8 protein-coding genes are annotated in these 12,381 nt (G+C 71.9%); 1 reads left to right on the top strand and 7 read right to left on the bottom strand.

All coding sequences use genetic code 11. The annotated features are described in order from the left end of the window. Positions 1–28: 28 nt before the first annotated feature. The 6 genes from DMB66_RS21020 to DMB66_RS20995 are packed head-to-tail and all read right to left on the bottom strand — an operon-like array spanning position 29 to position 9,974. Positions 29–1,918 (bottom strand): AfsR/SARP family transcriptional regulator, encoded by a 1,890-nt coding sequence (locus tag DMB66_RS21020; RefSeq protein ID WP_158647306.1) that lies wholly within the window; start codon positions 1,916–1,918, stop codon positions 29–31. Positions 1,919–1,938: 20 nt separating this feature from the next. Continuing rightward, complete coding sequence (locus DMB66_RS21015; RefSeq protein WP_158647305.1) at positions 1,939–4,596, bottom strand: alpha-L-rhamnosidase; 2,658 nt, start codon at positions 4,594–4,596, stop codon at positions 1,939–1,941. After that, complete coding sequence (locus DMB66_RS21010; RefSeq protein ID WP_125805816.1) at positions 4,593–6,992, bottom strand: discoidin domain-containing protein; 2,400 nt, start codon at positions 6,990–6,992, stop codon at positions 4,593–4,595. Before DMB66_RS21010 ends, DMB66_RS21015 begins: the two co-directional genes overlap by 4 nt. 9 nt (positions 6,993–7,001) lie before the next feature. Further along, positions 7,002–7,823, bottom strand: a complete 822-nt coding sequence (locus DMB66_RS21005) for a carbohydrate ABC transporter permease (protein WP_125805815.1) — start codon at positions 7,821–7,823, stop codon at positions 7,002–7,004. Further along, complete coding sequence (locus DMB66_RS21000) at positions 7,820–8,683, bottom strand: carbohydrate ABC transporter permease (protein ID WP_125805814.1); 864 nt, start codon at positions 8,681–8,683, stop codon at positions 7,820–7,822. Before DMB66_RS21000 ends, DMB66_RS21005 begins: the two co-directional genes overlap by 4 nt. A 10-nt stretch (positions 8,684–8,693) precedes the next feature. Then, positions 8,694–9,974, bottom strand: coding sequence for an ABC transporter substrate-binding protein (locus DMB66_RS20995; protein ID WP_125805813.1), 1,281 nt, complete (start codon positions 9,972–9,974; stop codon positions 8,694–8,696). A gap of 158 nt (positions 9,975–10,132) precedes the next feature. Here DMB66_RS20995 and DMB66_RS20990 point away from each other — a divergent pair, with 158 nt between their 5' ends. Further along, a complete protein-coding gene (locus DMB66_RS20990; RefSeq protein ID WP_125805812.1) occupies positions 10,133–10,990 on the top strand; it encodes an AraC family transcriptional regulator in 858 nt (285 codons plus the stop codon). A 54-nt stretch (positions 10,991–11,044) separates the two neighbouring features. Here the strand turns inward: DMB66_RS20990 and DMB66_RS20985 are convergent, their stop codons facing one another. Next, positions 11,045–12,268, bottom strand: a complete 1,224-nt coding sequence (locus DMB66_RS20985) for an Ig-like domain-containing protein (protein WP_125805811.1) — start codon at positions 12,266–12,268, stop codon at positions 11,045–11,047. Positions 12,269–12,381 lie beyond the last annotated feature (113 nt).

The raw sequence follows: 12,381 nt of genomic DNA, 5'->3' as shown, positions 1-12,381 counted from the left end.
GCTAGCGAGCGGCGACTTCAGACCTGCTTCATCCGCCGGCCCGGGCGAGACGCCGGATCTCCCGGCGGGCGGCGGCAAGACCCGCGAGGCTGGTGCCCTCGCCGTGTCGCTCGCCCAAGCCGAGGAGGGCCGTCGTCGTGGCGGTCCGCTCCGCCCGGTCGTGCTGCCCGGCGGCCAGTTCCGCGGCGAAGGCACGCAGCAGGTCGTGCACGGCGTAGCGGCCGGGCCGGTGCTCGTGGACGAGGTTGACCCGGGCCATCTCGTCGAGCTGCAGCCGGGCCTGCGGCACCGGTATGCCGGCCAGGGCGGCCGCGGCGGTCGCGGTGATGTCCGGCGCGGCGGGCGGGCCGAGACACCGGAACAGCCGCGCCGCCGCCGGGCTGAGCGTGCGGTACGACCAGGAGAACACCGCGCGCAAGTCGGTCGCCGCGTCGGTGGCGGCGAACGCGTCCAGCCGGCCCTGCGTGTCGCGCAGCTCGCCGGCCAGCGCGGAGAGCGAGAACGCCGGATTGGTGGTGGCCCGGGCGGCGACGACGGCGAGGGCCAGCGGCAGCCCCGCGCACCGGGCGACGATCTCATCGGTCGGGCCCGGTTCGGCCGCCACCCGGTGCGCGCCCAGCCGGCGTACCAGCAACTGCCGGGCCTCCGCGGCGGTGAGGACGTCCAGCCGCATCGGGTGCGCGCCCTCCGCGGTGACCAGCCCGGAGAGCTGGTCGCGGCTGGTCACCACGACCAGGCAGCCGGCCGTGCCGGGCAGCAGCGGGCGCACCTGGGCGGCGTCGTGGGCGTTGTCCAGCACCAGCAGCATCCGCTTGCCGGACAGCAGGCTGCGCAGCAACCCGGCCTGCGCCGACAGGCCGGACGGGAGCTGCTCGGGCCGGGTCGGCAGCGAGCTCAGCAGGCAGCGCACGGCCGTCGCGGCGGGCAGCGCCGACCGGTCCGCGTCGTAGCCGCGGAGGTCGAGGTACAGCTGGCCGTCCGGGAACCTGTCCCGGACCCGGTGCGCCCAGTGCACGGCCAGGGCGCTCTTGCCCACCCCCGGCGCGCCGTGCACCACGGCGATCGGCACGCCGGACAGCAGCGCGTCCAGCCGGGCGAGGGCGAGATGCCGCCCGGTGAAGGTCTCCACCTCGGCCGGCAGCTGCGCCGGCGGCACCGGACGGTCGATCCGGCCGGGCGGCCGGATCGGCTGGCCGGCCAGCAGGTCGGCGTACGCGTCCTGCAGCTCCGGGCGCGGGTCCACGCCCAGCTCCTCGGCGAGGTGCGATCTCATCCGGTCGTACCGGGCCAGCGCCTCGGCCGGGCTGCCGGTGCGGTCCAGGACCTCCATCAGCCGCAACCACAGCGATTCGCGCAGCGGGAACCGGGCGGTCAGCTCGGTGAGGTCGGCCACCAGCCCCGCGTACCGCTCGAGGTCGATGTCGAGGTCCATCCGCTGTTCCGCCGCACCCAGGTACGCCTCCACCAGCCGCGGCGCCTCGGTTTCGGCCAGCGAGCGGGACGGGACCCCCTCGAACGGCACGCCGCGCCAGAGGTCCAGCGCATCGCTCAGCATGGCCCGCCGCCGCACCCGATCCGGGCAGCGCCGCGCCTCGTCCGTCAGCCGCTGGAAGAGGTACACATCGACGTCGTCCCGGTCGGCCCGCAGCAGGTAGCCACGCGGCTCGGTGCCGATCAGGTCGTCGCCCAGCGCGGCCCGCAGCCGCGTCACGTACGTCGTCAGGCTCCGGCGGACGTCTCCCGGGAGATCCGTGCCCCACACCGCGTCGCCCAGCCGTTCCATCGTGACCACCCGGCCCGCCGACATCGCCAGCGCCGCGAGCAGCGCCCGTAACCGGCCGGTCGTCAGCCGCGCCGGCCGGCCGTCCACCATCACCTCGAACGGTCCCAGTAACCGGACCACCATCTTCCGAGCCACCGCAGGTCCCCCCATGCTGCTCAGGCCGGCGGCAATGCGAACACTGCCGCATCCTCCGTTTCGAAGCTCCACCGCCCGGCGCCGACCCGGTACCGGGCAGCCGCGGTCGTCGTGCTCACCGGTCGGAGATCGTCGTCGTCGCACACCGCCGCGCGTCCGCCGGCGGTGGGCACCCGCACGGTCGCCGTGGCGCCCACCGGCACGGTGACGTCGAGCGTGAGCCGGTCGTCCTGCCGCAGCCACTCGACCCGCACGTCGCCGTACGGGATCCGGGTGCGGTAGGCCATCGAGCGCAACTCGCCCGGAATCACCGGAGCGATCACCAGTCGGCGGTAGCCGACCGAGCCGCGGGCCTGGTCCACCCCGCCGAGGCACCGGCCGAGCCAGCCGGCGATGGCGCCGAGCATGAAGTGGTTCTGCGACAGGCCGCGGGCCGGTCCGTCCCACGCCTCGGCCAGCGAGGTGGCTCCGGCCAGCACCTGGTGGCCGTAGCTCGGCGGGGTGGTCTGGGTGAGCAGCCGGTAGACCACGTCGTGCCGGCCCGCTCCGGCCAGCGTCCGCAACACCGGCGGCAGGGCGATCTCGCCGACGGTCAGGTGGTCGTCGGCGGCCCGGATCGCCGCGATCAGCCGGCCGAGCGTCGCCTCCCGCAGCCGCGCCGGCACCACGTCCAGGTCCAGGGCGAAGGCATCGCAGGCCTGGCTGCCGCTGCCGTAGCCGGCGCTGCCGGGGTCGAAGAACCGGTCCTGGAAGGCCCGGGCGATCCGCCCGGCGAGGTCGCGATAGCGCCGCGCCTCGGCGTCGAGCCCGCCGAGCGCGCCGGCGATCCTGGACAGGGTGGCCGCCGCCCGGTGGTAGCCCCACGTCGCGGCGACGGCAACCGGCGTCGACCCGTCGGTGGCGAGCCAGTCGCCGAGGCCGTGGTCCAGCGTGTCCCGGACCGACCGGGTGGCGAGATGCCGCAGATACCGCTGCATGTGCGGGAACAGCCGGCGGGCGGTCTCCAGGTCGCCGTACTCGCGGTACAGCAGCCACGGCACCATGATGATCGCGCCGCCCCAGTTGGGGTCGTCGCGGAAGCGGTCCGCGAAGACGACGTACTCCGGCGCGGTCGAGGGCACCAGGCCCGACCCGGTCTGGGCGTCGGCCATGTTGTGGGCCAACTCGCGGTAGTAGGCGGCCACGTCGTAGCCGCGCGCCACGGCGTCGAAGACCAGGTGGGTCTCCTCGAGCCAGCACAGCTTCTCCCGGTGCGGGCAGTCGGTGAGGACGCTGAACATGTTGCTCTGCACGGCCCGGTCGACGATGTCGTGGATCTTGTTGATCAGCGGGTGTGAGGTGTGCAGGCCGCCGACCGGATCGTTGGCCGCGCGCAGCACGAGGGCGCGCACCCGGGCCGGGCCGGCGTCGTCCGGCAGCCCGGTCACCTCCAGGTAGCGGAAGCCGTGGTACGTGAAGCGCGGGTGCCACCGCTGCCGGCCGGCCCGGGTGACGTACGTGTCCACAATGGGCGCACCGGTGGACTCGTCGTCCTGCAGCACGCGCCCGTCCGGCCCGAGCTGCTCGCCGGGCCGCACCCGCAGGACCGTGCCGGCCGCCAGGTCCACATCGAGCACCGGCCAGCCGGCGACGTTCGTGCCGAGGTCGAACACGAGGATGCCGGGACCGGGTCGCAGCACCTCGCGGGTGGGCAGCTCGGCGACGGCCCGGATCGGCGGGCAGGCCCGGGCGGCGAGCCGGACCCTCGGCCGCTCCACCACCGCGACCCGGTGCCACGCCGACCGGTCGAAGGCCGGCGTGTCCCAGCCCGGGAGCTCGCGCCGGGCGTCGTGGTCCTCGCCGCCGTACCAGTGCGACAGCAGCGTCGGGCCGGCCGTGGTGCGCCACGTGGTGTCGCTGACCACCCGGGTGCGCGTGCCGTCGGGGAAGCTCAGTTCGAGCTGGACCAGCGCGGCCGGCACCGCCCGGGTCCCGGTGAACTTCGTGTACCGGCCGGGGACGCGCAGCACGTGCGCGATGCCCGGACCGAGCTCGACGCCGATCGTGTTGGGGCCCTGGCGGATCAGCGCTGTCACGCCGGCCGTGGTGTAGACGACCCGCTGGGCGAAGTCGGTGTTCGGCGGCTCCAGCACCGCGTCCGTGACCGGCCGGCCGTTGATCGTGGTCACGCAGACGCCGACGCCGGTGACGTAGAGCCGGGCTTGGGCCACCGGGCGGGTCACCGTGAAGTCGACCGCGAACAGGGGCAGCGCTTCCTCGGGCTCGCCGCCGGCCGCCCAGCGCGGGTGGGTGATCCACGACGCCGACCAGTCGTCCCGGTGGAGCAGACCGAGCTCGAAGTGGGCCGGCGCGCTCCATGGGCCGGCGCCGCCCGGGCCGCCCCAGGCACGTACCTGCCAGTGGACCCGGGCACGCGAGCCGAGCCGGCGGCCCGCGTACGCGACCCGCTGCTGCGGCCCGCCGACGCGGCCGGTGTCCCACAGGTCCGGCCGGCCGGACAGCAGCAGGTTCGGGGCGCTCGCCGCCCGGATCTGGAACGCGACCTGGCGGGCGCCGCGGCGGTCCGCGGCCAGCTGCCAGCTCAGCCGCGGCGCGGGGTCGTCGATGCCGACCGGGTCGGCCAGGTCGGCGGTACGGGTGCGCAGGACCCGGAGCGCACCGGAGGCGGGCCGGCTCACCGGTTGCGGACCAGTGTGAAGTCGTCGAACCAGGCCCGCGCCAGCCCGCTGTTCTTGTAGACGTAGAGCTCGGCCGACGTGTGCGCGGCGCCGGTCGTGAACGTGACCGAGGTCGGTCGGTACGATGTGGACCCGACCGGCGAGCTGGTCTCCGTACCGCCGTGGTTCTTGACCCCGAGGTGGGCGACGTCGCCCTCCACGGCCGAGCGCAGATAGCCGGAGAACGTATAGCTGGCACCGGGTTCCAGGCCGGTGACGGTGGTGTGCAGGCCGTTGCCGCTGCCGGCGAACGTCGCGGCCGGGGCGCCGGACCGGCCGCCGGTGCCGGTCACCGTGCCGTTGCCGGTGGCGGCCCAGCCGTGCAGCGTGCCGCTCTCGAAGCCGGGGTTCGGCAGGGCCACGTTGCTCGCCGGCTTGGTCACCTCGAGCTCGGCGAGCTGGAAGCGGTACACGTCGGTGCCGTTCTCGGACACCGGCAGCCCGAGCCGGGTCGCGGTGACGCGCACGTACCGGTAGGGGCCGGTGGAGACCGGGAAGGTCTGTGGCCCGGTGACCGGGGCGCCGCCGCCGTAGCCGGTCCCACCGGCCAGCCTGGTCCAGGCCGTCCCGTCGGCCGACCCCGCGATGGTGAAGTCGGCCGGGAAGGATCTGCCGTCGCCCGCCCGGTCGTCGCGGGGCCAGAGGGTCACGCCGGTGAAGCGCTGCGCCGAGCCGAGGTCGACCTGGACGGATTCGCCGGCGGTGCCGACGTTCGGGGTGGGGTGGGCCTGCGAGGTCCAGCCCATCGTCGGGTCTCCGCTGTTGGCCGCCGGCAGGCTGTGCCGGCGCCCGTCGACCGCCCGCTGCGGCGACCAGCCACCGGCCTCGCTGGTGTAGGTCGAGCTCACCGACACCAGTCCCGCCCGTGCCAGGTTCACCTCGGTCGGCACCGGCGCCAGCGGCTTGGGGCCGGTCGGTTCCCCGGTCGGGGCGAGCTGGATCAGCGTGGTGCCGTTCGGCGGCAGGCTCACCGTCGCCGTCCAGGTGTCCGCCGCCGGCAGGACGGTGCGGGAGCCGGGCCGGAGGCGTTCGTTCGGGCCGGGCCGCTGGTTGGCGATGCCGGCCGCGTGGTCGGCCCACGAGTTGTTCTCGGTGGCGGTGATGTCGTACCGGGTGACGGCGAAGTTCGCGTACGGCAGGTTGCGCACGGTCACGCGGTGGGACGCGGCGTCGAGCGTGTTGTTCCAGAGCAGCACGCTCACCTGGCGGGTCGACGGGTTCTTGGTGATCAGGCCGGCGTTCCGCGCCGACCAGGTGGCGTTCAGCCGGCTCGTGCCGATGGACTGGACCATGGCGTACACGTTGCCGACCGCCTTGCGGCGCCCGTCCACCGTGATCAGGCCGAGGTCGCCGTTGAAGTCCCGGGCCGGATGCCAGGCCTCGAGGCCGGTGAAGAAGAAGATGCCGCTCAGGCCGTCCGGGTTGCCGAGGGCGGCGTTCATCCGGTCGGCCGCGTAGGACGCGGTCTGGTGGGTGTCCGGCCACCGTCCCGGGCCGTTGGCCATCTCGAAGGTGCTGTTCCACTCGGTGACGTACAGCTTCTTGCCCGTGATGCCGCGTGCGGTCAGCGCATCGCGTACCTGGGTCGTGGTGTCGAACTCGGCGCCGGCCCCGTACTGGTGCCAGGAGACGAAGTCGCAGGGCACCCGCGGGTTGGCGGCGATGAAGTCCAGCCACGAGCCGAGCAGGGGGTCGCTGGCGTACGCGAGGGCGGGGCCACCGACCTGGGCGGCCGGGTCACCCAGCCGGACCGCCTCGGCGCTGTGCCGGTACAGGTCGAGATACTGGGCGGGGGTGCCGGTCCACCAGCCGCCGTCGGGGTCCTCGTGGTCCGGCTCGTTCCACACCTCCCAGTTCAGCCCGGAGAGGCCGAACTCGGTGCCGAAGTGCTCGACCATGGCGGTGACGGCCTCGCGCCACCGCGTGTAGTCGTTGCCGAACGGCGGGCTGAACACGGTCGGCGCCACCTCCGAGGGCATGTAGCTGAGCGAGATCCACGGCCGGATGCCGGCGTCGACGAACGGCCGCAGCACGGCGTCGAGCCGGGTGAAGTCGTAGCCCGTGCGCTGCACGACGTCGTAGAAGGCGTCGTCGAACACGTGGTCCACCCGGATCTGGCGCACTCCCAGGGCGGCGAGCTCGGCCGCCTGGCCGGGCAGCAGGTGCAGGTTCCGCAGCGCCGCGTAGCCGCCCTGGGAGACGTTGAGCAGCAGGCTCTTGTCCAGCTCGCCGACCGTGGTGGCGTAGTCCGCGGTCACCTCGACGGCGACGGCCGCGGCGGCCGTGCCGGGCACCGAGAGCGCGGAAACGGTCAGGGCGGCGGCGGTGAACAGGCGTAGCCAGCGGTGAGGCGACACGGGATCTCCTTATTTGACCGAGCCGGAGAGCAAGCCGGCGACAATGCGCTTCTGCGCGACCAGATACGTCATCACCAGCGGCGCACTGACGACGACGATGTGGGCGAATATCAGGTGCCAGTTCGTTCGGTACTGATTGCCGCTGACAAAGCTGAACAGCCCGAGCGGCAGGCTCTGCCGTTCGCTGCCGCGCAACAGGAAGAAGGCGTAGAAGAAGTCGTTCCAGATCTGCAGGGCGAGGAAGACGCCGGTGGTCAGCAGCACCGGGCGCAGCGCCGGCAGGACGATGCGCAGGAAGACACTCAGGGCGGAACAGCCGTCGAGGCGTGCGGATTCCTCCATCTCGTACGGAATGGCCTTGACGAACCCGGTCATCAGGAAGATCGACAGGCTCATGTACGCGCCGGCGTAGAACAGCACGGCGCCCCGGCGAGTGCCGTCCAGGCCGAAGGACCCGAGCACCCGGAGCGTGGTGACGATCGCGGGCGGCAAGAGGATGCCGCTGATCGCGAGGTAGTACAGGGCGCGCACGCCGCGGCGCCGGCCCCGGCCGAAGACCCAGGCCGCCATGGCGCCGAAGAAGAGCAACAACAGCAGCGCCGGAACGGTGACCAGGCAGCTGTTGACGAAGCCGCGCAGCACGGCACCCTCGGTGAACACCGTGGACAGGTTCGCGCCGAGCTGCCACTTCCGGGGCAGCCGCAGCGAGAGATCCTGCGCCTCCGCGTACGACTTGGCGCCGTTCACCAGCACCAGCCACAGCGGGATGCCGACCGTCACGCCCGCGAACGCCCAGAGCGCGAGCCGGCGCAGCACCTGCCACGGGCTCATCCGGTCACCTCCCGGCGGCGCAGGTAGCCCACGAGCGGGACGGCCACCGCCGCCACGGTCAGGAAGAGCACCGCGCTCGTCGCGGTGGCCTGGCCGAACGCGCCGGTGCCGAACTGCTGGAACACGTAGACGTTGAGCACCTCGGTGGCCCGGGCCGGGCCGCCCCGGGTAGTGGCCAGCACGATGTCGAACGTGGTCAGGGCGCCGATCAGGGTGAGCGTGACGTTCACCGTGACCGCGGGCGCCAGCAGCGGGAACTTCACCCGGCGGAAGGCCTGCCAGCCGGACGCGCCGTCGATCCGGGCGGCCTGCAGCACCTCCCGGGGCACGGTCGCCAGGCCGGCGATGTAGATCAGCGTGGTGAGCCCGAACCACTTCCAGGCGTGGACCGCGGCGACCACGCCGAGCGTCCAGTTCACCGAGCCGAGCCACTCGATGGTCGCCGCCCGGCCGGTGACCATCCCGATCGCCTGGTTGAGCAGGCCGTCGTAGGCCAGGACGGCCTGGAACACGTACCCCACCGCGAGGGGCGCGAGCAGGACCGGAAGGAACAGGATGGCCCGCAGCGCGCGGTTGCCCCGGGTGGGTTGCTCCAGGGCCAGAGCGAGCGCCAGGCCCGTGGCGTTCTGCAGCAGCGTCACGGCGACCGCATAGATCAGGGTGCGCCGCAGGTCGGCCCAGAGCGTGCCGTCGGCGGCCAGCTCCCGGAAGTTGTCCAGGCCGACGAACGCGACGGCCGGGCGGAACGCGTTCCAGTCGGTGAACGCGTACCCGAAGTTCAGCACGTTGGGCAGCAGGAAGAACACGCCGAACAGGCCGAGCGGGACGACGAGCAACCGCAGCTGGGTGGCGGTGGTCATGGCGAGGCCCTCAGAATCCCTCGACGCCGACCAGCTTCGCGTTCCGCCGGAACTCCTCCTGCATCCGGCCGGCCACCTCCTCGGGACCGGCCCGGCCCATGATCAGCTCGCTCATCAGGGTCGGGAAGTCGCCGAAGCTCGCCACGGCCTGCATGTCGACGCTCGGGACGGAGCGGTTGAGGTACGCGTCCGCGACCGCCTTCCGCAGCGCGGACACCCCGGGTGGATCGGCGATCCCGTCGATGACCGAGGGCTCCTTCGCGGCGGCGAGAGCCTGCCGATAGCCGGTCGAGGTGGCATAGGCGACGTAGTCGCGGGCCGCCCGCTCGCGCGCCGCGTTCCCGGTCTTCGGCAGCATGACCGAGGCATTGTTGGAGGACTGCCACATCACCTTGCCCGACGCCGAGGGCCACGGGGCGAAGCCGATGGACCGGTCGACCCGCTCCGCGCCGGCCGTGTCGGTCAGTGCCGAGATCAGCCACGATCCCTGCGCCACCATGGCGACCTCGCCGGAGAGCAGATCCGCCTGCTGGTCGGCGTAGCTGGCGGTGGCGACGTCGGGATTGGTGAACCCGGCGTCGACGACGCCCTTGAAATCCCGCAGCGCGGCGACGACCGCCGGGTCGGTCCAGGCCGCCCGGGCGGTGTTGATCCGTTCGATCAGGCCGCCGGCCACCGCGTCGGTGAGCATCTCGTACACCGGCACCTGCATCGTCCACGGGTCGCCGCCCGCGACCGACATCGGCACGACCCCGGCGGCCTTCAGCTGCTGGCACACCGCGCGCAGGTCGCCCGGGTTCTTCGGCGGCGTCAGCCCGGCCCGGGCGAAGACGTCCTTGTTGTAGAAGATGCCGAAGACGGCGGGAAAGCCCACGGTGGCCGTGTAGGTCCGGCCGTCGAGGGCGCCGGATTCGACGGCGAGCCGGTGCCTGGTCCGGCCGACGAAGTCCATCCCGGACAGATCCTGCAGGTTGGCCTTCGGGACGAGCTGAATGAAGAACTTCGTGGCCGGCTGCCAGTAGAGGACGTCCGGGCGTTCGCCCGCGGCCCACTTGGTCAGGGTGTTCGTCTCGAACGGGTCGGGGACGGTGACGATTTCGGTGGCGATTCCGTTCTCCCGGCCGAACGCCGCGATTCCGTCCCTGATCGGCTGCGGTGTCTGCTGGGCGAGCCAGAATGACAACGAGGTCGCCTCGGCGCCGGCCCGGTCTCCGGAGATGCCGCATCCGGCGACCGTCGCGGCGACGATTCCGGACAGCATGAACCGCAGCACCCTTTTATTGAGTGACATAAATCCTCATTCATGTCGGACTGCTCGGCAGAACGTCCGGGAAATGTTCCGCGAGAATGTCGCGGGAGTGACACGGAAATAGACTAGGCGGCGGGCCGGTGAGGCGGTTAGCATGCTGTCGCCCGCAAGTAGCACAAAATCTACCCAGGGGTCAGCGCATGGGTTTTCTCGCCGAGAGCGCCCTCGTCGACGCCGCCCAGCACCGGCTCGACGGGACAGTGCCGGCGCACGACCACGGCTACCTCGTGATCGTCACCGTGCTCGGCGGCCACGGTTGGCACACCTCCCCGCTGGGGCGCCGGCAGTTGGCGCGCGGCGACGTGATCCTGCTGCGGGCCGGCGCCTTCCACGGCTACGCGGAGTGCCGCGCGCTGCGGATCTTCGTCATCTGCCTCGATCCGGCGTTGTTCCGCCAGGAGCTCACCTGGGCGATGGCCGACCCGCTGCTCGGCTATCTCCTCAAGGACGGCCCGTACGCGCCCAAGCGGCATGGCCTGCTGATGTTCCGGCTCGGCCGACGCGCGCTGGACCGGTGCGCCGATCGGTTCCGCGCCCTGGCCGAGCTCCGCGGCGAACCGCTGCTGCGATACCGCGGCGACGTCATCGGCAACGTGACCCTGGTCCTGGGCGAGCTGGCCCGCGCCGCCGACGACGCCCGCGACCCGCGCGAGCTGTTGTCGACCAGCCATTTCCATCCGACCGCGATGCAGGCCATGCGGCTGCTCGAGTCCCGGCTGGCCGACGCGTGGACGCTCGCCGGTCTCGCCGCGGCGCTCCATGTGACACCCAACTACCTCGTCCGGATCTTCAAGTCGTCCACCGGGCTGCCACCGATGGCCTACCTGACCCGGCACCGGGTGGAGACCGCCGCCATCCTGCTGCTCAACACGCACGACCCGGTGGCGCAGATCGCCGCCGCGGTCGGCTGGACCGACCAGAACTATTTCGCCCGGCGCTTCCGGGCGCACTTCGGACTGAGCCCGTCGGCCTACCGCGCGCGCGGCGCCTCGCCCTGACCACCGGCTCGGGGCGGTGATCAGGGCGGCGCTGCCGGCCGCTGAAACCCGCCTTCAGCGGCCGTACTTGTCGAACGGGACCGTCCAGTCGCCGAGACCGTTCCAGATCGGGAGCTTGCGCGGGGTGTTCTTGACGTCGACGATGTCGCCGACCAGGAAGTTGTTGTAGACCCATTTGGCGTCGGCCGTGCTGAGGTTGATGCACCCGTGTGACTTGTTCGCCTGGCCCAGCGAGCCGTTCCACGGAGCGGCGTGCAGGTATTCGCCGGAGTAGGTGATCCGGGTGCAGAACTCGATGTTCTCCGACACGTAGTAGTTCGGGTCCTTGGGGTCGGTAACGCCGTACGTCGCCGAGCTCATGGTGTGCTTGCGCTTCTTGCCCAGCACGACGTGGGGGCCGCCCGCCGTCCAGTAACTGATGCTCTCGCCGTTCGCCCCGGTCGTGCCGCCGCCCTTGCCGAGGCTGCTCTTCATCGTCCGGACGAGCTTGCCGTCGATGTAGACCTTCGTCAGGTGGGTCCGGTTGTCGCTGATCGCGATCAGCTGCCGGCCGATCCTGAAGTTGGTCGAGGCGTTCTTCGCCCCGTACGTCGTCTTGCCGAGCTTGACGCCGAACATGTCGACGCTCACCTTGACCGTCGTGCCGGCGGCCCAGTACTTCGCCGGCCGCCAGTGCACGGTCCGGTCGTCCTTCCAGTAGAACTTGCCCTCCACGGCCGGCAAGGTCTTGATCTGGATCGCCTTCTCCGCCGCGTTCTTGTTGACGGCGCGGCTGAATCGGACGACCACCGGCTGCCCGGCGCCGTAGGTCCTGCCCTCCTTGAGGGCGAGCATGCTGTTGGCCTGGAACGTGACCTTGGCGATGTTCTCCGGCTTCAGCGTGGTGAAGGTGGTGGCCTCGGTGGTCGCCGCGCCCGCGCTGTCGGTGGCCGTGACGGTCACCTTGTACTTCTTGCCGTACGCGAGGTCCTGGGTCGAACGCCAGGTCCCGTCGTCCTGGATCGCACCGTCGATCTTGGCCTTGCCGGCGGTGACGGTGACCGACTGGAGTTTGCCGTCCGCGGCACTGACGACGATCGGCTTCACCGGCAGCACGTCGGTGTCCTCGTTCGCCGGCGTCACGGTCAGCCGGACGGGCGCGGCGGCCGCCTGCTCGATGTTCGCCGCCGGCTCGACCCAGCTCTTGGCGTCCGTCTTGCCGGACGAGGAGCACCCGGCGGCCGTGGCAGCCGCAGCCATACCAACCGCGCCGATGATCACTTTACGTCGCTGAATCATGACTCTCACATTCGAGGGATGCCGACCGGCGCCATTCGAGGCCCTGCAATCAAGACGTGAGCAGAACCCGGAAAGTTGCGTCCTTCATCGAAAGGAGATCATCCTGACAGATC

This window comes from Actinoplanes sp. ATCC 53533, assembly GCF_003947245.1.
This window is presented reverse-complemented; position numbering and strand designations above follow the sequence as displayed.